Origin of the sequence: Citrobacter sp. Ce006 (assembly GCF_030336535.1) — a bacterium.
Taxonomy (GTDB): Bacteria; Pseudomonadota; Gammaproteobacteria; order Enterobacterales; family Enterobacteriaceae; genus Citrobacter; species Citrobacter europaeus.
The window spans coordinates 208,561-226,584 of sequence record NZ_JAOWDO010000073.1; the positions used below are offsets into that span (position 1 = coordinate 208,561).

Below are 18,024 nucleotides of genomic sequence, written 5' to 3' on the forward strand. Positions count from 1 at the left end.
CGTTGAGTCCTCAGAATAAGCCCAGGGAAAACAGCCAGCCGACTATTACCGCAAGCGGTCCGGTCAGTTGTCTCGACAGCAGAAAGGCAGGGACGCCCTTCGCAATGGTCTCCGGTTTCGCCTCCTGCATGGAGAGTCCCACCGGCACGAAGTCGCAGCCGACCTGCACATTGATGGCAAACAGGGCGGGCAGGGCGAAAGCCGGAGATATCGCCCCTGCGCCAATCTGTGTACCTATCATCACGCCAATCACCTGCGAGATGGCCGCGCCCGGCCCGAGCACCGGGGAGAGGAACGGAATGCCACAGATGAGCGACAGCAGCACCAGTCCCCACAGCGAGTTCGCCAGCGGCGTCAGGGCGTGGGCAATCAGGCTGCCGAGTGCGGTCTCCTGCACCAGGGCTATCAGCAGCGAGACAAAAGCCATAAACGGGATGACGTTGCGCAGCGACACATCCACCGCCTCACGGCTGGCGGCGAACAGCAGGGCGATAACGTGGCCGGTGGCGGTACCGGTCTGCTCGACCATGCGCACCAGCTTCTCCGCGCCGCGCGGTGGTGGTGGAGTGGTGGTAACCCGAGGTGCAGGCTCCGGTTTTGTCTCAGGCTCGCTGTCTGGTGCTTCGGCGGTATCGACCAGAACCAGTTGCTCCGGGGTGACGCCGGAAACGTAGTTCTCTTCGGTAATAAACTGCGCCAACGGCCCGGCGCGCCAGGTTGGGAGTACGTTGATGGTCGGGATGCCTTTCTGTGGGTACAGGCCGCATCTCAGGGACCCGGCGCAGTTAATCACCACGCACAGCAGTTCCTCATCCGAGGGAATACTGGCAAAGCCATTGATGATTTCCGACTCGGTGAGTGCGCCGATTTCTATCGCCACCGGATGAATCTCGCGTCCGGTGAGCGACAGCACCTTCTTGCCACTGGCGACGGGCAGCCACAGCCCCTTGCCATAGCCGCCGGGGCCGGGAGGAATAAGCACCGTGTTCATGGGCGTCCCTCCGCAATCACCAGTTCCCCGTGCAGGGACGCAAGCGCAGGCAACGGACCGGAGAGGTGGACCACGCCGGGATGGAAGGCATTCAGCCCGCCGTCAAACTTCATGGTCAGGTGACCGAGTTCAAACAGCGCCTGCTGCGCCCCTTTGCCCACGGCGGTAATGAGATAGCTGTATCCGGCCAGTAATAGCGTGTCGCCGGGCAGAATGAACAGGCTCTCTTCCCGCAATAAGGTCTCCAGCGACAGCGAGTAATCGAGGCAGTCCTTCGGCCCGTTGCTGTCGAAGGTGATGAGCATTTTGTCGGTCAGACCGTCGGCAACAAATACCCCGACGGCGACGATATGTGCACGGTAGGTCATCGTGGCACGCTCCCCCGTTTGCTTAAACGCAGGAACAGATACTCGGTGATAATCCCGCGTATCAGTCCAGTCACCATGGCGGCCGCGATATAGCGCAGCGCCAGTGAGGTGACCGGGAGACCGAGCGCCTGGATCCCGGCAGCGACGCCGAGCCAGACGAACAGCTCCGACGGCACGACATGGGGAAACAGGCTGGTGAGCGGATGGGCGGTGGTGCCGAGCGCATCTTCATAACCGGGCTTGCTCTTCTCAGGTAAGAGCTTGCCGAGAGTCAGCGCACCGGGGCTGCTCATAAAGAACCAGCCGAGTACCGGCAGCACGCCGTAGGTGAGAATGCGCGAGCGGCCGAGCAGGGTGGCAACTTTCTCCATTCGCACGGTGCCGACCAGCTTCATCAGGAAATTGATGGCCAGCAGCAGGCAGATGAGCATCGGGATAAGCCCGGTCATCATGTCGAGGAAGATTTTGCCTGCGGCCTGGAACAGGTGGATAAAGCCTTCAGCCAGGGAGACCAGAAACATGGCGGCCTCCTGTACTCAGTGCGATGGTGCATGGTTGTGGTTCGGTGTGCATAAACAACTCTCCTGTCAGGTGTCGTTGGTTAATGCGTCCTGCCACTCACAGCGCGGGTCGTTATGTCCCGGAGTTGTCGGTTGTTGTCATGGGGTGAAGCGGTTTTTTGGGTTGGCGTTTATTTCCAGCATTGAGGTAACGGCCCGGCCAGATCTCGGACGGATGAAGCTCCAGCGAGATGGCAATCAGCCACTCGCCTTTCGGCCACGGACGCGTCAGGGTATTCGACAGCGTTGACGAGGCCAGTCCCGCTTCCCGCGAGAGTTTCGCCAGACTGGTACCACGCTTGTGTAAGGCGGCAACGATGTCGGCGGGGTGCCAGTCTTTTTTAGCCATTTCGTTTACCTTCTTGTGTTACAAATTTGATGAAATATCCCATTTTGGGATATTTTTGTAAATGGCTGATATTCGATTTTGGGATATTAATCGGGTTTTATGAATGTCATCTATTTATTCTGACGAATATCAGTTAGTTATAAAGTTACTGCGCTCTGCAAGGATTGATCGTAGGATTACTCAATCTCAACTGGCGGAATCGCTCGGCAAACCCCAGTCATTTGTTGCTAAGGTGGAAAATGGTGAGCGCCGTCTGGACGTGATTGAATTTGCTACTATTGCCCGCCTGCTTTCGCTTGATCCCGCAGAAATACTGAACGCAGTTATGAAGTAATTTGCTTGGGTCATTATCCTGTTTTGGGATAATGACAAGGCCACCGGATAGTCAGTCTTAATATAGAGTTGAGGCTGCCGGGATGACTTCTATCTACTCAAATGACTACCAGATGGTGATTAAAGCTCTCCGGGAAGCTCGGATTGCTTGTGGCATTACTCAGCAGGAGGTTGCCAGTGTTTTCGGAAGGCCGCAGTCATTTATAGCAAAGGTAGAGAGTGGAGAAAGGCGTCTTGATGTTGTCGAGTTTGTTCGTTTCTGTCGTGCGGTGAGTGTTGATCCAGTTAGTATTTTAGAAAAGTTATTGTGTGATAGCTGATTTCTTTCATCCTCAATAACGGAGGTTTTGTAGTAATGTCCAAATAAAAATATTTTTAAGTGCTCAGTTTTATTTTTTAATAATAGAGGTTTGTGACCTAATTAACGTAAAAGTGTAGTGTTAGTTTTTATTTTATGACCCGGCATCCTAACGATATTTAAAAAAATCATATCATCCTTGATTGTTCTTATTTTAACGGAGTGCCTTTATTTTATATTAAGGCACTCTATTTGCATTTCAAAAAGCACTAGCGTGAATTGAGTATAGGGCCAAGCAACTGCATAAGAGGAGCTATTCCACTCGAATAATGGTGATCTATGTATTTACGATACAAAAACCGACGAACTGTATTTTCGTCAGTACCACAATGTGTGCGAATATATCCTACAATTGAATCTAATTTTTGTTTAGCTACTTTACGAGGGGAGTCGCCAGTTATATTTTGATATTCTGGTAACATAATGTGGTTAGTAATATTTACGTTTGAACCATAGAGATTAATATTTAATTCAGTCGTGTTTGTGTTGTTGTAAAAATTTTGGAGCATATTTGTCACACCAATTTCAGGGGTGCAAGGTAGAAATGATACTTTATTCTGAATCCGATCATATAAATCTGTTATCGGACGTGATCTACGTCTTCTTGCCTCGGGAAGAGCCTCTGTTCTAACATCATCATCTAAAAAAATATGACGTTTCACGTGCTGAGGAATAATTAACGCTGATCTCTCTAGCATTTGCATAACTTGATAGTATCCACCAACTGGAACAACTTTAAACATAGGTTTATGAGCTGTTCTATTCTCTTCGAATTTTCCACAAAGTTGCTCTAATAGTAATTTTGCTTCTTCATCTTCTACGAAGAAAATAAAATCACTCTTAACTTCTTCATCAAAAGCTATTTCTCCGAGAACATGTGCAGGAAATACATCTCTTATAGTTGTACATACTCCATTTTCATCTTTTGAAATGAAAATTATTTTCTTTTTATCTGTATTTTTGATTAGAGTTGATGAGTGAGTTGAAAAAATTATTGTCAAATTTTTATCACTAGCTATCTCATTCAACTTATTGATCAGACGAACTTGTGCTTGTGGGTGTAAGGCCATCTCAACTTCATCTATTAGAATCAATGAGCCGTTTTCTACATCAACTATTTTTTGCGCAAGTTTCAGGATGCATAGTTCTCCGAGACTGAAGTTTTTTTCTGAATAGTAATGAGTTTCTCTTCCAGCCCTATAGGGAAGAAGGAATGCTTGGTTTCCAGTGCCTCGTCTGGTATTAACAAATTTTAAGGAATTCCAGTTATTATTATGAAGTACATAAGATAAGAAGCTACAGACTCCTGAGCTTACATCCTTTATTCTTCTAGTCGTTATTTCATCAGCATAAGGCTCCACTCTGTTACCGTTAGCTTGAATAAAATGGATGCTTGCGTAAGGAAAATTAGATAAAATATTAGCGTTTGCTCTTGGCGTTGGTGGCCATCTTTTCCCTCCATAGGAATACGTAACCTCACTTCCATTTATCTTATATGTAATTCTTGCATTTTTGAAAGTATCTAATTTTTCTTGTGTCGCTGTAGTCTTGTAATGATCTTGAAAAGCTCGACTATGTCTTATTCGATACAAAGCGGCTAATAGGCTAGTTTTGCCTGAGCCATTTAGACCAGTAAGGAGCCATAACCCTTGGCCAGGGATGTCGAAATTAAGCTCGGAAATACCTTTTAAGTTTTTTATTTCGATTCTCATTTCTTTTCCATATACATGAACGCATGTTAGTTTTTATAACTTAAATTATCTTGGTGACTTATCAATTTCGCACTGATATTTATCAAATAATCTCATGTTTAATGCAAATGTCAGATAATATTTTAAACGTCACAGCATTAACATTACGATATTTTCTATTGTTATTCAAGCGACAGTAATCAAAATGGCAGATTTTAAACACGATAAGAACTAGGGGGGTATATCATTGAGAGCACAAATTTTGTATGTAACGATATAGAGGGTCGTATAAATGTGATACGGAATAAGTTAATAATTATGGACATGTGCTTCCGCTAACATTATTGCCGCTTCCACCTCACTACATCCCGTCTCCCGTATAATTCGCATTCGCTCAGCCTTTTCATGTTTCTCGGTCATCGCCAGCGCCAGATAGAGCGCTGGGGGCACCACCCGAAACAGCGCCTCAACTCGTGGGGAGAGCACCACGCCCTCGGTATATTGCCCAGGTGATTTCACCGCCGAGCGCAGCAGTTGCCGCTGTTCTTCCGTCAGCGCCTTAAACCGGCACACCTGATCGATCTCCTCGGGAGGCATCACCAGCAACTCCCACCACTCGATCATATTGAGCAGCTTCTTCGCCTCGTCGGGAAAATCCGCCAGGTTCTGGGTCGCCAGCCACAGCCAGATGCCGAGCTTGCGCCACATCTTTGAGCCCTTTGTGAGGAACCGCGCCAGTAGCGGGTTAACGGTAATGATATGCGCCTCATCGGTGATGTTGACGATAGGGCGGGCCAGATGCTGGTCGCGCTCGCCGAGGTTGTTGATGTGGTTTATCAGCGAGATATAGCTGATGGCAAGCTGTGCTTCGTAGCCTTCGCGGGCAAAGGTGGCGAGATCCACCAGAGTGATATCCGCCTCCGGCCAAATCTGGCCCTCGCGGTTAAACAACTCACCTTCAAACCCCGCGCAGAACAGGTTGATGGATTCCGCCATTTCATATGCCCGCTGGCGGCGGGATTCCGGCAGGCTGCTGTCGCGGGAAAGGGTGAATAGTGCATCGCGGATATCTTGCGTCAGCGTCTGGCGTTTTTCCTCGTAGCAGGTATGCGCGGCAGCGATAATCGCCTGGCGGATCATCGCCCGATCCGGCCGGGTGAGTCGCGCATCCTCCTTTGCTTCGCCGCCGGTGATCATCAGCCGGGCGGTGATCTCCATTTCGCCGAGTACGTCTCGCTGGTCGTCGCCCTCGCTCTCTTCGTCCTCCGGCGGTTCGGCGTCGGTAACCGCCTGTTCCACCAGTCGCCAGGCATCGGCGAACAGGGGCAGGGTAACGCCGGAGCCGGGACGCAGGCTGATTTTGTTCACCGTCAGGCCGTGGGCGGCGGCGTAGTCGGCCATCAGGCCAAATGAGTTTCCGGCCTCAATGATAAACAGGCGCGGGCGATGGAGCGCCATCAGTTGCGCGATTTTGGCGTTGAGGGTGGCGGATTTGCCCGCTCCGGTTGGCCCAAGAAGTAAAAGGTGGCCGTTCTGGGCACGATCCAGCTTATTCAGCGGATCGAAGCATAGCGGCGCGCCGCCACGGTTGAAGTAGCAAATCCCCGGATGCCCGGTGCCGGTTTCCCGTCCGTACACCGGCAGCAGCCCGGCGATATGCTGCACAAAGTTGAGCCGGGTATACAGCCCGCGCGGATCGCGCAGGGGATCGAAACACATTGGCAGCCAGCGTAGCCAGTGGCTGAGTGGGGAGACTTCGTGCTGCTCCTGCACTGGCACCAGCCCGGCGTTGAGTAACAGGCTGTGCAACTGTCGCTGCTGGCGAAACAGGGTATCGGTGTCGGGCGCATGCAGGTAAAACGCCAGCGTACTGCGGTAAAGCTTATGCCCGTCCTTCAGGTAGCTGCGCACATCGCGGCACTCGCGGCGGGTGTATTCCGAATCGGTATTGTCGCCAATCGCCCGGTCGGAAAGGTGGCTGATGTGCTGCTCCAGTTTGTCCTGCGGATACACCACCACCGTCAGGTTCATGATAGTGCCTGCTGGTAACAGGTCGAACAGGGCGTTGATACCGTCGCCACGCGTGGTTTCTCCGGTCAGCATGCCGGGTGGCGGCGCTTTGCGCAGGCGGTCGACCACCACCACTTTATGTGGGCGGTTATCCAGCCACCAGACACCGTTCTCCGCATCTGAGCGCGGCTCGCTTGTCAGCAGTCGTTCGGCGAAATCGGTGATGACGGGCTGGGATTCTGCTTCCGGTAAATCCAGTTGTCGCCAGAAGGCTTTTTTATCTTCCACTGGAGGCGCAGGGTTAAACCAGCGCACCAGCCAGCGGTGAATGGCCTGCTCATTCTGACGGACTGCGCTGATGCCTGCCGCCTTCAGCCCGGCGGTGAGCCGTTCGCAGATATTATTCAGCGTCTCTTCCGGTGACGGTTCATCCGGCGAGAGGCCGGGCAGCAAGCGGTAGATCACCATCCGCGTGCGCCGCCACGTCGCCCGCCAGCGGGTACGGGTGACGGTGTTATCGAAAAACAGCCCCTCGTCGCGGGTGAGGTTCACCATATGGTTTGTCATCTGCGTGAGCCATTCGCGGGTAAAGGCGGAGTCGCGGATTTCCGGTGCGGCGTAAGAGGCAAGTGATGCCAGCCACGCTTCACTGTCGTCCTCGTCCTGACAGAAAAACTGTACTACCCATGGCGCACGTTCGTGCTCATCAAAGGCATCCTGCAATGCGTCAGTGACGGTATCGCGGACCTGCTCCAGAAACGCCATCGAGCGGCCTTCGGTGCCAACAGGCGTCAGTTCGAACACTGCACCCACCGAACGGCCATCCTCCAGCAGTAGCGTCTGTGAATCCGGCAAAAACTCCACCCACGGCAGCCAGTCGACAAATGACGGGCCTTTACAATAGCTGGCGTCCAGTGCCTGTTCGGTCAGGCCGCGCCGTTCACTCATGGCGGCGTCAGGCGCTCGCCCGGCAGCGCATACTGCGGGCGGGTGTAGAAGGGGAAGACGGTGCTGTAGCCGGGTACCGGTGTATTGCCGTTAAGGTGCGGGAAAACGTACAACACAAGATCCGGATTGGGTAGGCGCGGGAACTGGCTGCGGATGGTGTCCGCTTCGGGTTGTGTCACCGGACCATCTGGCGGGCGGCGCAACTGGGCGCGGGCATCCAGCAGGGCCGCGCTGCCACCGCTTTGCTGCTGCCACAGTGAGAGCATGCTGGCATCGGGGTCGACTGGCATCAGCTCTTCCTGAGAGGTGCTGCATCCAGCCAGTAAAAACAGCAATGTTAATATGACACGTATCATTCCAGTCCCCCCGGTGTGTTGGCCTGCTGGTATTTCACTTTGCGACCCTCCAGCTCGTAGTCGATGGCCAGCGGTTCGGTGAGATGCACCGCTACCTTGTGGCCCGGTGGCACATATACCGCATCAAACATCTGGCCGTAGTGCTGTTTCATCCAGTCGGCGGTATCTTTTAATCCGCCGCCGATGGCCTGGCCGAGCACGTACTGACCGTTGTTGCCCGTCACTGCGCTGGTGATGCTGCCGTCCTCCACCACGGTGGTGCTTTCACCATTGGCGAAGGCCTGCGCCGCCGCGCCGGAACCCGCCAGCAGGAACTGCGAGGTCAGGTACTCCTTCGCGTTGCTTTTGCGCTCGCCGGGAATACACGGCAGTCCCTGGTTATCCGAAAGCCAGCCGATCTCCTGCTGTTTGTTGCCGGATTTGCCGCCATGCGGGACGGTGCGGATGGTGCCGTCGTGGAACACAAAGGTCATGGAGGTAATTTGCCCGCGCACGCAGGAGAGTGTCCAGTCGCCGGAAGCGATGCCGGAGACCACCGCGCCCGCCACGTCCGGGAGTTCGATGCCGTTGGCGGTGAGGTTGTCCTCGCCAATCAGCAATTTGAACGGATAGGGATCGCTGACGGTGCCGTTAAGCGGCACGCGGCCAATCAGCGCCGTCATGGCGACCGAGCCGGTCAGCGTGGTGTTCTGCGGCAGGGTGTAAACCTTCACGTCAGGTTTTGGCAGTGGTTTGTCCGCCGCTTTCAGAGGGGCGTGCAGCAGCTTTTCATCCACAGGCGGGGGGGCATCCAGCGGCTCCAGCCAGCGGATATCTGGCTGTACGTCGGCAGGTAGTTCGCCGGGCGTCAGCCCCAGACCGGGCGGGATATCGTCCGGGCGCTTGGCCATCAGATGGTCGAGCTTATCCAGCAATCCCCGCTGGCTTTTTAGTAGTTCATCGCGCATCTGGTCCTGCTGCCTGCGCATATCCCCGCGTAACTCTGATACCAGCGTCGCCTGCTGTGCTTTCAGTCGCTTTTCGCGCGCCTGCTGGCTTTCATTATCGCTCTGGATAGCCTGAAGCTCGCGGCGGTACTGCTTCATCTGGCCGACCAGCGTGGCGACGGTATCGGCAGGCGTGTCGCCATCGATGCCCAGATCGCGCAGTTCCTGCGGCGTTAATGCTGCCACGCTGCGGGACGGGGATTTCTCAGTGGTGTTTTTGCTGGCGGGATGCAGCAGCAGCCATACCGTTACCAGCACAATCACGGGCAGCAGGATTTTCAGCAGGAGACTCTGGCGCGGCATCATGGTTTCGGCTCCGGCAGCAGGGCGCGGGAAACCGGGCCTTCCGTCACCAAGTACACCACGGTGGTATCTTCTGCCAGACCACACGGGCCGAGCCAGTCATGCTGGAACGCGGCGGCGGTGAACTGCCCCTGAAGCTCGCGCGGATCGAGCGTGATGCGCTGTCCGCTCTGGTTTTGCAGGCGGATGGCGGTGACGGTGGTGGCGTTGACCTGCCATGCTGCCAGTGGAGTCGCCGTAACAGGCTGCTGAGGCAGCAAGGTGGTGATGAGTTTTGCCAGCCGGACGGGCGCGGGCGTGACGCCGGGCAGAGCTTCAACGGTGCGCAGCGGGGCATACAGGTTCTGCGCGGCATAGCGTACCAGCAGAATGGGCAGGGGCTCGGTTGATGCTGTCACCGGGACGGACGTTTTTGCTGTGGCAGGCGTCTGCGGCGCATAGCTAATTTTCACGGGTTCAGGTGGCGAAGTGCCCTGGGTGGCCTGAATATCCAGCAGGATCAGCTCGCCGCTGCCGGTATCACGTAGCTGGATTCGGGTGGACGGGAACGCCGTATTCGCCAGCAGGAAGACCTTGCCGCCCGCGCTTTGCAGACGCACTTTGCCTTCCAGCGTGGCGGGATAACCGATGCGCACTGCTTTACCCACGTCGACAATACGCTCCTGCCCGACATGTAGCGCGATGGGTAGCGGGATGTTTTCCCACTGTACCACTTCCGTGGCGAAGGCCGGGAGACTGAATAACAAAGCAAAGAAGAGGTATTTCATTGTTTCTCCTCCGCTACCAGACGCTGCGGAGCGGCATCGGTACAGTCGATCGCCAGTCCCCACGGGTTTTTCTCCGCATCAATGGCGTAGCGCACCACCTGCAACGGGTAGCGCACCAGCGCTTTTTTCACCGGCTCGTTCTGGTAATACTCCTCAACCGCTACATCAAGTGTCACCCGCCAGGCATCCCGGCTTAAGGTCTCGACGCGGGTGAAGGGGCGTTTATCGCCGTCATGCACCAGGCTGCTGTAGCCGTGACCTGGAAGCTCATACACGCCGCGTGTGCGTTCGCGCAATTCACCGCCGTTGCGCCGCACCTGAAAATCGTGCTCCAGCCGGGTGTAACAGGCGGGCGTCAGGTAGGCGCGCAGTGAGCGGAGGTTGCGGGGATAGTCCTCCTCGCCGTTATCCGGCCAGCGGTTAAGCTGCTGGAAAATATAAAAAGTGAAGGCGTAAACGCTGGCGGGCGGCACTTCCCACCACGGACGAGTGCTGCCGCTGCGCAAGTCCGGTGGAAACCAGAGGGTGAGCTTTTGCGGTGCGCGGTACCAGCCGTAGCCGACGCCTGCCAGACACAGGCACAATAGAATAATCACCGCCCTCAGCGTCAGAATATGGTTATCGCGCTCGGCCAGCGCATGGCGAAAGCGGCTCATCGCGGACTCCTGCGCACCACCCAGACAGCGCTGTGCTGGATCAGTTGCGTACCCCGAAGATGATGGCGTTCCAGCCTGGCAAGGATTGCCTGTGGTAGCCAGGTGTCTGGCTTGCCGCGTTTGGTGCGGGCCAGGATGCGTCCGCCGCCCTGAATCAGTAATGCCGCACCTGCCAGCGCTGAACCGGGGATCAACGGCCAGTAGTGGGTTATCAGGGCCAGCAGAATGCCGAATACGCAGCCGACGCCAAGACCGAGAGCCAGCGCCAGAAACAGTTCACTGGTGGTCAGGCCGCGCCAGACCACGGGCTCGCGGTTGAGGCGGTCGGGGAGAAAGGGGATGGTCGCCATATTACAGGACGTCCGAAGCCTGGTTGAGCAGCCAGATGATGACCACCAGAAGAATGCTGCCAACGCCCGCCATCGAGCCCAAATCTTTCCACTGTTTGCGCCCGCTCTGGATCTCGGAGTAAGTGGCAATGCAGTTGTTCGCCACCACCAGAAAACCGACGGCGCAGATGGCCAGCGCCAGCAGCACCACGATGTCAAACCCGTAGTTTTGCAATGTCTCCATAATGCCCTGACCCTGGCCGCGCGAGGGATCTTCCATCGTCGGCAGGTCGGCGAGGGCGTTAAATGTGGCGAACAGCAGTAACAGAAGCCAGCGCATGATGCCTCCTCAGCTCAGTACCAGCCAGAAGCTGACCAGCACCAGTAATAATGAACGGGCCGCCACCGCGCCAAAACTCTGCCAGCTCAGACGTTGGCGGCAGACGCCCTGCCAGGCGACCAGCAGCGTCCAGGCGCACCACAGCAGCAGGACGCTGGTAAACAGGCCGACTATGAGCAGGCTGACGGTTTCCGGTTTGCTCAGGCTGGCGGCCTGGAAGGCGGCGAGTTGGGAGTCAGTCATCAGAGTTCTCCCGCTGGTAGCTGGTGCTCAGGGGCTGGACGGCGCGTGGCTGCGCTCTCGCCGGGCTAAGGTAGCGGCGGATGCCCTGTTCAACGGCATAGATGTCCTGCTGCGCCTGTAAGTAGTCGAAGAAATAGCGTGACTGCGAGTCTGTGCTGGCGCTGCTCCGGGCGCGTTCCAGCGAGGTTTTCACGCCGTCGAGTTGCTTGAGTGCGAGGGCGAGTTGGGTGGATTCCGGGGAGGCGTAGGCCTGCGATACTGTGAGTAAAGCCAGTAACAGAAATAATGAGCAACTGCGCATGATAACTTTCTCCGGAAGTCTGTTCAGGTCAGAGTAGATGAGAAATTAATGAAGGATCAGCTAATAACTGTTTGTATTTGATAAAAGATTCAGTTGGATTGGGGAATTTAGCACTGAAAGAAGTAAAAACGGTTGTGTAATATGACATATAGGTAACTATCCCCTCATTTTGAGAGTACGACGGTAAGAACTCAGCCATTCAATGTTTGAACACATCATGTGGACGAACTCAGCATAAGGCTGTGAATTGATATCACATTCTTACTGTTCTTTTTTATTTTAAGCAGTAATAGGTCTTTACACTGAGTTTACTGGTGATTAAGATATTACGGATAAAAATAAATGAATTACTCGTTACGTAATTATTTTTTTATGGGAAGTTTAGAGGTAAGATATGTATCTTTTTAAATATTATAGACCTGACTTTTTCTTTGATAAAGCCATTAGGTATAATGAGCTATATTTTTCAGCACCTGCACAACTAAATGATCCAAATGACTTGAACCTAGATTATCGCTTTGATAATAGATTGAATCTTTGGAGTTATCTGCTGCATTCGAAATGTGAGTACTCTTACGAGGATTTAAGTCATATATTAGATTTGAGTCAGTTAAAAATCGTGCAAGGATTGAATAAAATTTTCAAAGGTAAAAGAATTAAGGGTAATCTTGAATCACTCGACAACCTTTTTGATGAGCATCTTGATGATATACGGAAAGTTATACGTGAAGGGATGTTGCCAATAAATAGAATTAACCCCATTATTTATGATAATTCGCCTGAACCTGAGCAAAAGTTAGTAACTATATGTGAAAATGGTATTAAAGAGAGATTATATAGGAAAATAATTCCGGCAGTTTTTAGTGTGTCTTTTTCCAGCAACGCGTTAGATCGTATGATGTGGGCACATTATGCAGGTGGTTTTAGTGGATGTGTAGTGATATATGAAACTCAACAACGTGTTGATAATACTTTATCTTTTATGAAGTTAAGGGATAATGTATTTTCGTCAAACACTTTTACTTTTCCAATTAAACCTATCAAGTATAGCAATCAAGCTAAAGAAGTATCATTACTGGAGCCTGGTGTTGATATTACAGAATTATTTTGTGTTAAAAATAGGTTTTGGAAGTATGAATCTGAATACAGGATGTTTGTCCCTGAAGCAAACGTAGGGATTGGAAATGAACGTGATGTTAAAGATATTATTAATCGTAATGTAGGCCATATTTTTCATCATGATGTTAGTGCTATACAAGGAGTTATATTTGGACCCAGAATGAGTACGCTGAAGAAAGAAGAAATATGGCAAACCATAAAATCCAATATGGAAAATTCAACAAATCCAAAACCCTGTTATTTTTTTGACTCTGAATTATCCCCGACAGGGAAGATTGCTATCTCAATGGGGCAGCAAGCAATACCAATGCAGGGTTATGCGCTTATCAAAACAACCATGAACTCAACTCAATTATCGGAGATTCTTAAAGATATTGGTATCGCTAAATAATAATCTTTTTACCTCACTCTTTGTGAACTACATTTTATCATGTGATGATATTATGATAGTCGCAAATGAAGAATATTAATGTGGCGTTAAAGTGAGTAAAGTAATCCCAAGGTACAACCTGTGTGAGTTACAACCAACGTTTAAAGCTTCCTGCAGCTATCCATACCGTTATTCCAAACCATATGGTGGCTGGTAATAAAACTAACCTCGTAGGCAGAAACAGCGGCTGTGCCAGATAAAACACCCACAGCGTCGTGGCGACTGAACTGCAAGACCTGATAACATAACGGTGGAGAAAAACGGATTCCAGCCCGGAGCCAAACCGCCTTAAATCCCGCCGCACCAGACCTTCTGTCAGCCCGATTAATACACACAGACAGACCAGGGGGAGCATGGAGGCGAGCCATACCAGGCGCAGCATAAAACTCACCAGCGTATAGGCCAGGGCGATGAACGGTTTCTGCAGGAACATGTTGGCCATATGCACGTGCGTTGCCCCTTTTTCCAGCAGCACCAGAATTTCATTCCCCAGCGGATGCGGTTGTAACGCAGTAACCAATTCCGCCTGCTCATGCTTCATCACCATAAAAACATGCCTGCTCCCCTCCTGCGGCCACCAGAAATAGAGCCCCGCCAGTTCCAGTACTACCCGCAGCACCAGCGCACCAATAATCAACCCGATGAGCTGCCCGGTCAGCGACAGCAGCCAGCCAATCGGTCCCTGTGGTGGGCGTGACGGAGGCGTTCGCTGCTCACTCATTCCACCTGCCCCTGCTGGCGCGCCTGCATCCACGCCGCCAGTTGTGCGACGGACTCCGGCAGAGGGCAGTGCTTATCCGCTACGGGCAGCGGCAGACGGATCTTCCATAGCTGGCCGCCTTCAAGCAGGGCAAAGGCCTGGCCTTTGGGGAGTTGGATCAGGGCGGCGGTATCAAGTAGCGGCACATTACTGGTGATCACCTGTTCGCGGGTGTTGCTGGTAAAGCTGTTGATGCCGCCCGGCGTGTCGGTGACGCCGGAGCTAACCTGACGGCTGCGCACTTCGACCTGTGGCAGTTGCTTCGTCAGCAGTTCGGCGGTGACGGTTTCGCGTACCCGCAGCATGATCAGGTTGTTAAAGTTGCCGACCACCTGACCTGCCTTGGGGGCGCTGCCGATACGGGCCTGAATATCACTCAGCGTCTGGGTGTAGGCGGTGACCTGAATGCCCGCGCCGCCGCCCTTGTTGACCAGCGGAATAAACTCCTCGCCCATCAGTTCATTAAACTCATCGCAGTGCAGGTTGATGGGCGACGGTTTTTCGCTATTGCCGGGCAGTCCATCATTGAGGCCAAATTTATACAGATGCCCGGCGACGCTCACCAGGTCGGCAAACATAGAGTTACCCACGGCGGCAGCAACCACTGCATCGGAGAGTGCGTCCAGCCCGACATACACCACCGCCTTCTGGCGGAACGCCTGCTGCCAGTCGAGGATCGGGCGCGCATCATCCAGATCGTGATAGTCCGGGGCGAGCAGGGCGGCGAGCGTGCCGGTGGTCAGCTTTTCCAGCAGCGGCAAAAGTGAGGCGACAATCTTGTCGAAGTAGGTTTTGTCATAGCGCACCGCTGAGAGCAGGCCGTCGAGGATCGGATCGTATAATTTCTCCACGTTGAGGTACTGCTCCAGCGCCACCACGTGAGGATCGCGGCCCAGCATATGGCGCGGCGTGTTTTTGTCGTTAACGCGCTCCGCCAGTTGCGCCACCACTTCCCACGCCCGCGCGTTGTGACGTGGCAGCACGATGCGGGCATAGTCGATAAACAGGGCGTCGATATTGACGACATGGCGGGAAATTAACTGATAGTCGGGACGCTGGCCGAGCGCCACCAGGGCGCGGGCGATGATATTGACAAAGCGCCAGGCGAACTCGCGAAAGGCCGCCGAGTTGCCTTCGCCGGAAAGCTGTCCGGTGAGGCGCGATGCTACTTCCGAGATGCGGCCAAAGCGCCCGATGGCGTTATAGCGGGCGGAGATCTCCGGATACGCCAGGTGGAACAGGATAAAGCGGTCGCCGCGTCCGGCGTGCTGCGCCTCTGTCCACAGACGCTTCAGCAGATCCGCGTCGCCTTTCGGATCGAAAACGATCACCACCTCGCCACGGCGGATGTCCTGAGTGGCAAGCAGTTCCGCCAGCCGGGTTTTGCCGACGCGGGTGGTGCCGAGCACCAGTGTGTGGCCGGGGCGTTCACTGAGCGGCAGGGTGACGTCGCACTCTTTCAGCTCCACGCCGTGCAGCCACGGATTGCCGCCGACGGAGGGCAGCGGGCGCACCGGGTTCAGCCAGCGATCGGCGCTGAGCAGACGGGTAAGACGGGGAAGGGTATGTTCGCTGCGTTTTTCGATGTGTCTTGCCAGGCGGTAACACCATCCCGGACGCAGCCAGCGTGCGGCTTCCGGTTGCAGGCAGTCGTACAGACGCTGGGTGTGGATGGGCAGCCAGCGAAAGCCTTTACCGAGAAACAGCCTCTGGCGGCTGACCGGGATTTTCCGGCTGGTGAGCGCGTAGCGCGGCAGGCGCAGGAGGTTACGCTGGTAGCGCACGATTTGCCAGCCCTGCCAGCCGCGTCGCAGGGCCAGCAGTATCAGGGCGCAGGCCATCAGGCGGGCTTGCCACGGCGTCAGCATCAGCAGTGGGGCCTGCGTCAGGCAGATTAATGCGCCACAGCCAGCTGTGACGGTGCTGTAAAACTCCACGGGTGGGCGCAGCAGCGCCTCCAGCGCGTAGCGGCTCATGGTGATGTGGCCTGTTGCAGATGGCGACTGACAAGCTTGCGGTAGCGTGTGGCAGGCGCGCCGCCAGCAGGACGGTGATAGCGGGCGGCGGCATTGAGCCAGCTTCCGGGATGTTCATCGTAGCGCTGACGCAGCAGTTGCGCGGTGAGTGACAGGTTTTGCAGGGGATGCAGGGCGTCGCAGGGAGAAGCAAAATACGCCCGGTGCCAGCCGATATTGATTTGCCCGAGCCCCACATCAATGCGCTTCGGGCTGGTGCGGCGGATGGCGGCCAGCAGCGCCTGGCAGGCCTGCTCCCGGCTGGCGTAGCGGTAGCCGATACCTTTGATATTGAGCGTCCACGGCCAAGGGAGATGCCTGCCGCTCAGGTTCGCCCCGCTTTCGGTTTGTGTGACGGCCCACAGTAGTTCCGGCGGCACGCGGTAATTTTTTGCGGCGCGCATATAAGCCTCTGGAAGAGGCTGCGCCAGCGCCAGACAGGGCAGCAGCAGAATCAGGGCAGGACCTCGCGCCATTGCTCCCCCTTACGTTCCAGCGCCACCGGGATTTTGCTTTGGCCCAGCAGCAGCCAGCGGCCCGCGTCGTGGTTAAGCGTGATGCTGTGTTCACCCACCAGCTTTGTGTCAATACCGTGCGCCATCGCCCAGCGGCGCACCCGGTTATCATCGCCTTCGCTGTTGACCAGCCAGATATCCAGTGGGCGCTGTTGCGCCAGCAGGGTACGCAGCAGGCTGTCGCAGGTCGGGCAGTCTTCCTGGACAAACAGAGAAACGCGGGAAGTGCTGGCAGAGGTGGTTTTCAGCGGCGTCAGGCCCGGATAAAGGCGCTGCCAGGCGGCATCATAGGCACGCTGGAAGGCGAGTTCTTTCTCCAGCCTCTGGTACTCCTGCCTGACCAGCAGTTCTGCGAAGCGCTGACGTTCGTGGTCTGTGTCGGCTTCGACGCCCAGCGTGGTCAGCGGATCGAGCCCCGGCGACCAGACGCCGCGCGCCTGCTGTTTCAGCGTGAGATAGCGCTGCCACTCCTCTGGCGTGATGCCCCAGACGGTGGCCTGTTGCTGAGTGGTCAGCGGTCTGAGAGCAGATTCCGCGTTCTGGCTGGTCTGAACCTGAAGCGGTTGCGCCCACGCGCTGGCGGTGAATAGTAACAGAAGAACCAGGCGTTTCATCGCTTACTCCGGCATCTTCAGCGTCAGCTGGCGTTTGCCGTGACGGAACACGGCCCGGCGCTCATCAAACCGCTCCAGCCGCCAGCCATACCACTGTTCTCCCTTGCGTAGCCACACCACCTGATGGAGGTAAACGGCCTTGGGCGGCACAATTACGGCCAGTCGGATATCGCCACGCTGTATGGTCCCGGCGAGAAAAAATGGGGCCGTTAACGGCCCCAAAGGGCGGAGGGACACGGGATGACGGTAAGCCACCGTCGGGGGAAGGGAACTGTCACTGGCAAAACAAATCTCGCGACGATTTTCGTCAGCGCTCATCCGCCACACCGGGCCCGCCAGCAGTTGCAGGACGGCCTTCAGGCGCAGGGGGCCAATGTTGTACTGACTCAGCGGTAACGGGAGCCCATAAAGCTGCGCCCGGCGCGCATTGGCAAGACACAGAGACCAGCCGCTATCGCGCAGCAGGTACTGCAGCGCTTCCCCTACCGTCGGGTGAAAACCGGGCGGAACGGACAGGGCGGTAAGCTGTTCGAGTGGCGGCTGTTGCGGTGACGTGCTGACCAGCAGATAGCGGTCGTAGCGCACTACGAAAGGCGTAGCTCTGGATGCAGTAGAAGTGTTGTTGACTGCTATCAATATAAACGCCAACATTGTGAATAGCAGCAGTTTCATAGTGTACTCC

22 protein-coding genes are annotated in these 18,024 nt (G+C 54.8%); 3 read left to right on the plus strand and 19 right to left on the minus strand.

Annotated elements, in window-relative coordinates; genetic code table 11:
- Nucleotides 1-10: 10 nt before the first annotated feature.
- From srlE to OGV94_RS19715, 4 genes are all read right to left on the minus strand, one after another.
- The gene (gene srlE / locus OGV94_RS19700) at nucleotides 11-991 is read right to left on the minus strand and encodes a PTS glucitol/sorbitol transporter subunit IIB (RefSeq protein ID WP_286524092.1); all 981 of its coding nucleotides are present in this window, start codon (nucleotides 989-991) and stop codon (nucleotides 11-13) included.
- Entirely contained in the window at nucleotides 988-1,359 is a 372-nt protein-coding gene (locus tag OGV94_RS19705) for a PTS glucitol/sorbitol transporter subunit IIA (RefSeq protein ID WP_286524095.1), read from the minus strand. Before OGV94_RS19705 ends, srlE begins: the two co-directional genes overlap by 4 nt.
- Nucleotides 1,356-1,880: a PTS glucitol/sorbitol transporter subunit IIC gene (srlA, locus tag OGV94_RS19710; RefSeq protein ID WP_286524098.1), complete on the minus strand. Its 525-nt coding sequence runs from the start codon at nucleotides 1,878-1,880 to the stop codon at nucleotides 1,356-1,358. The genes OGV94_RS19705 and srlA overlap by 4 nt, the downstream gene beginning before the upstream one ends.
- 112 nt (nucleotides 1,881-1,992) lie before the next feature.
- Nucleotides 1,993-2,268 carry a helix-turn-helix domain-containing protein gene (locus OGV94_RS19715; protein WP_286524102.1) on the minus strand — a complete coding sequence of 92 codons (276 nt, stop codon included), beginning with the start codon at nucleotides 2,266-2,268 and terminating at the stop codon, nucleotides 1,993-1,995.
- Nucleotides 2,269-2,371: 103 nt separating this feature from the next.
- Here OGV94_RS19715 and OGV94_RS19720 point away from each other — a divergent pair, with 103 nt between their 5' ends.
- On the plus strand, nucleotides 2,372-2,602 hold the full coding sequence (locus OGV94_RS19720; protein ID WP_105889579.1) for a helix-turn-helix domain-containing protein: 231 nt from the start codon (nucleotides 2,372-2,374) through the stop codon (nucleotides 2,600-2,602).
- 82 nt (nucleotides 2,603-2,684) lie between these two features.
- Complete coding sequence (locus OGV94_RS19725) at nucleotides 2,685-2,921, plus strand: helix-turn-helix domain-containing protein (protein WP_162680360.1); 237 nt, start codon at nucleotides 2,685-2,687, stop codon at nucleotides 2,919-2,921.
- 247 nt (nucleotides 2,922-3,168) lie between these two features.
- Here OGV94_RS19725 and OGV94_RS19730 read toward each other — a convergent pair whose 3' ends face one another.
- From OGV94_RS19730 to OGV94_RS19775, 10 genes are all read right to left on the minus strand, one after another.
- Nucleotides 3,169-4,671, minus strand: coding sequence for an ATP-dependent nuclease (locus OGV94_RS19730; protein WP_137365081.1), 1,503 nt, complete (start codon nucleotides 4,669-4,671; stop codon nucleotides 3,169-3,171).
- Nucleotides 4,672-4,959: 288 nt separating this feature from the next.
- Entirely contained in the window at nucleotides 4,960-7,608 is a 2,649-nt protein-coding gene (locus OGV94_RS19735; RefSeq protein ID WP_286524122.1) for a conjugative transfer ATPase, read from the minus strand.
- Nucleotides 7,605-7,964, minus strand: a complete 360-nt coding sequence (locus OGV94_RS19740; RefSeq protein WP_286524125.1) for a TIGR03751 family conjugal transfer lipoprotein — start codon at nucleotides 7,962-7,964, stop codon at nucleotides 7,605-7,607. Before OGV94_RS19740 ends, OGV94_RS19735 begins: the two co-directional genes overlap by 4 nt.
- Nucleotides 7,961-9,256, minus strand: coding sequence for a TIGR03752 family integrating conjugative element protein (locus OGV94_RS19745; RefSeq protein ID WP_286524129.1), 1,296 nt, complete (start codon nucleotides 9,254-9,256; stop codon nucleotides 7,961-7,963). The genes OGV94_RS19740 and OGV94_RS19745 overlap by 4 nt, the downstream gene beginning before the upstream one ends.
- Nucleotides 9,253-10,020, minus strand: a complete 768-nt coding sequence (locus OGV94_RS19750; protein ID WP_286524131.1) for a TIGR03749 family integrating conjugative element protein — start codon at nucleotides 10,018-10,020, stop codon at nucleotides 9,253-9,255. The genes OGV94_RS19745 and OGV94_RS19750 overlap by 4 nt, the downstream gene beginning before the upstream one ends.
- The gene (locus OGV94_RS19755; RefSeq protein ID WP_045292317.1) at nucleotides 10,017-10,676 is read right to left on the minus strand and encodes a PFL_4703 family integrating conjugative element protein; all 660 of its coding nucleotides are present in this window, start codon (nucleotides 10,674-10,676) and stop codon (nucleotides 10,017-10,019) included. Before OGV94_RS19755 ends, OGV94_RS19750 begins: the two co-directional genes overlap by 4 nt.
- On the minus strand, nucleotides 10,673-11,026 hold the full coding sequence (locus tag OGV94_RS19760) for a TIGR03750 family conjugal transfer protein (RefSeq protein ID WP_045292315.1): 354 nt from the start codon (nucleotides 11,024-11,026) through the stop codon (nucleotides 10,673-10,675). Before OGV94_RS19760 ends, OGV94_RS19755 begins: the two co-directional genes overlap by 4 nt.
- 1 nt (nucleotide 11,027) lies before the next feature.
- The gene (locus tag OGV94_RS19765; RefSeq protein ID WP_001267431.1) at nucleotides 11,028-11,345 is read right to left on the minus strand and encodes a TIGR03745 family integrating conjugative element membrane protein; all 318 of its coding nucleotides are present in this window, start codon (nucleotides 11,343-11,345) and stop codon (nucleotides 11,028-11,030) included.
- Between the two features lie 9 nt (nucleotides 11,346-11,354).
- Complete coding sequence (locus tag OGV94_RS19770; RefSeq protein WP_286524135.1) at nucleotides 11,355-11,588, minus strand: TIGR03758 family integrating conjugative element protein; 234 nt, start codon at nucleotides 11,586-11,588, stop codon at nucleotides 11,355-11,357.
- Nucleotides 11,581-11,889 carry an integrative conjugative element protein, RAQPRD family gene (locus OGV94_RS19775; protein WP_045292308.1) on the minus strand — a complete coding sequence of 103 codons (309 nt, stop codon included), beginning with the start codon at nucleotides 11,887-11,889 and terminating at the stop codon, nucleotides 11,581-11,583. The genes OGV94_RS19770 and OGV94_RS19775 overlap by 8 nt, the downstream gene beginning before the upstream one ends.
- A gap of 394 nt (nucleotides 11,890-12,283) precedes the next feature.
- Here OGV94_RS19775 and OGV94_RS19780 point away from each other — a divergent pair, with 394 nt between their 5' ends.
- Nucleotides 12,284-13,399, plus strand: a complete 1,116-nt coding sequence (locus OGV94_RS19780; RefSeq protein WP_286524138.1) for a DUF2971 domain-containing protein — start codon at nucleotides 12,284-12,286, stop codon at nucleotides 13,397-13,399.
- A gap of 127 nt (nucleotides 13,400-13,526) precedes the next feature.
- Here OGV94_RS19780 and OGV94_RS19785 read toward each other — a convergent pair whose 3' ends face one another.
- From OGV94_RS19785 to pilL2, 5 genes are read right to left on the minus strand one after another with little or no spacing between them, the layout of a single operon-like run.
- Nucleotides 13,527-14,159, minus strand: a complete 633-nt coding sequence (locus tag OGV94_RS19785; RefSeq protein ID WP_286524141.1) for an IncC plasmid conjugative DNA transfer DtrJ family protein — start codon at nucleotides 14,157-14,159, stop codon at nucleotides 13,527-13,529.
- A complete protein-coding gene (gene traD / locus OGV94_RS19790) occupies nucleotides 14,156-16,174 on the minus strand; it encodes a type IV conjugative transfer system coupling protein TraD (protein ID WP_286524144.1) in 2,019 nt (672 codons plus the stop codon). Before traD ends, OGV94_RS19785 begins: the two co-directional genes overlap by 4 nt.
- On the minus strand, nucleotides 16,171-16,689 hold the full coding sequence (locus OGV94_RS19795; protein WP_217061555.1) for a transglycosylase SLT domain-containing protein: 519 nt from the start codon (nucleotides 16,687-16,689) through the stop codon (nucleotides 16,171-16,173). Before OGV94_RS19795 ends, traD begins: the two co-directional genes overlap by 4 nt.
- On the minus strand, nucleotides 16,668-17,342 hold the full coding sequence (locus tag OGV94_RS19800) for a TIGR03759 family integrating conjugative element protein (RefSeq protein WP_286524148.1): 675 nt from the start codon (nucleotides 17,340-17,342) through the stop codon (nucleotides 16,668-16,670). The genes OGV94_RS19795 and OGV94_RS19800 overlap by 22 nt, the downstream gene beginning before the upstream one ends.
- A gap of 3 nt (nucleotides 17,343-17,345) precedes the next feature.
- On the minus strand, nucleotides 17,346-18,014 hold the full coding sequence (pilL2, locus tag OGV94_RS19805) for a PFGI-1 class ICE element type IV pilus protein PilL2 (protein ID WP_286524151.1): 669 nt from the start codon (nucleotides 18,012-18,014) through the stop codon (nucleotides 17,346-17,348).
- Nucleotides 18,015-18,024 lie beyond the last annotated feature (10 nt).

What these genes read in the sequence shown, in the direction of transcription:
- pilL2 (WP_286524151.1), bottom strand. Translation starts at nt 18,014, where the DNA reads ATGAAACTGCTGCTATTCACAATGTTGGCGTTTATATTGATAGCAGTC.
- OGV94_RS19745 (WP_286524129.1), bottom strand. Translation starts at nt 9,256, where the DNA reads ATGATGCCGCGCCAGAGTCTCCTGCTGAAAATCCTGCTGCCCGTGATT.
- OGV94_RS19755 (WP_045292317.1), bottom strand. Translation starts at nt 10,676, where the DNA reads ATGAGCCGCTTTCGCCATGCGCTGGCCGAGCGCGATAACCATATTCTG.
- srlE (WP_286524092.1), bottom strand. Translation starts at nt 991, where the DNA reads ATGAACACGGTGCTTATTCCTCCCGGCCCCGGCGGCTATGGCAAGGGG.
- OGV94_RS19785 (WP_286524141.1), bottom strand. Translation starts at nt 14,159, where the DNA reads ATGAGTGAGCAGCGAACGCCTCCGTCACGCCCACCACAGGGACCGATT.
- OGV94_RS19775 (WP_045292308.1), bottom strand. Translation starts at nt 11,889, where the DNA reads ATGCGCAGTTGCTCATTATTTCTGTTACTGGCTTTACTCACAGTATCG.
- OGV94_RS19720 (WP_105889579.1), top strand. Translation starts at nt 2,372, where the DNA reads ATGTCATCTATTTATTCTGACGAATATCAGTTAGTTATAAAGTTACTG.
- OGV94_RS19730 (WP_137365081.1), bottom strand. Translation starts at nt 4,671, where the DNA reads ATGAGAATCGAAATAAAAAACTTAAAAGGTATTTCCGAGCTTAATTTC.
- OGV94_RS19735 (WP_286524122.1), bottom strand. Translation starts at nt 7,608, where the DNA reads ATGAGTGAACGGCGCGGCCTGACCGAACAGGCACTGGACGCCAGCTAT.
- OGV94_RS19780 (WP_286524138.1), top strand. Translation starts at nt 12,284, where the DNA reads ATGTATCTTTTTAAATATTATAGACCTGACTTTTTCTTTGATAAAGCC.
- OGV94_RS19750 (WP_286524131.1), bottom strand. Translation starts at nt 10,020, where the DNA reads ATGAAATACCTCTTCTTTGCTTTGTTATTCAGTCTCCCGGCCTTCGCC.
- OGV94_RS19765 (WP_001267431.1), bottom strand. Translation starts at nt 11,345, where the DNA reads ATGCGCTGGCTTCTGTTACTGCTGTTCGCCACATTTAACGCCCTCGCC.
- OGV94_RS19795 (WP_217061555.1), bottom strand. Translation starts at nt 16,689, where the DNA reads ATGGCGCGAGGTCCTGCCCTGATTCTGCTGCTGCCCTGTCTGGCGCTG.
- OGV94_RS19715 (WP_286524102.1), bottom strand. Translation starts at nt 2,268, where the DNA reads ATGGCTAAAAAAGACTGGCACCCCGCCGACATCGTTGCCGCCTTACAC.
- OGV94_RS19770 (WP_286524135.1), bottom strand. Translation starts at nt 11,588, where the DNA reads ATGACTGACTCCCAACTCGCCGCCTTCCAGGCCGCCAGCCTGAGCAAA.
- traD (WP_286524144.1), bottom strand. Translation starts at nt 16,174, where the DNA reads ATGAGCCGCTACGCGCTGGAGGCGCTGCTGCGCCCACCCGTGGAGTTT.
- OGV94_RS19725 (WP_162680360.1), top strand. Translation starts at nt 2,685, where the DNA reads ATGACTTCTATCTACTCAAATGACTACCAGATGGTGATTAAAGCTCTC.
- srlA (WP_286524098.1), bottom strand. Translation starts at nt 1,880, where the DNA reads ATGTTTCTGGTCTCCCTGGCTGAAGGCTTTATCCACCTGTTCCAGGCC.
- OGV94_RS19760 (WP_045292315.1), bottom strand. Translation starts at nt 11,026, where the DNA reads ATGGCGACCATCCCCTTTCTCCCCGACCGCCTCAACCGCGAGCCCGTG.
- OGV94_RS19800 (WP_286524148.1), bottom strand. Translation starts at nt 17,342, where the DNA reads ATGAAACGCCTGGTTCTTCTGTTACTATTCACCGCCAGCGCGTGGGCG.
- OGV94_RS19740 (WP_286524125.1), bottom strand. Translation starts at nt 7,964, where the DNA reads ATGATACGTGTCATATTAACATTGCTGTTTTTACTGGCTGGATGCAGC.
- OGV94_RS19705 (WP_286524095.1), bottom strand. Translation starts at nt 1,359, where the DNA reads ATGACCTACCGTGCACATATCGTCGCCGTCGGGGTATTTGTTGCCGAC.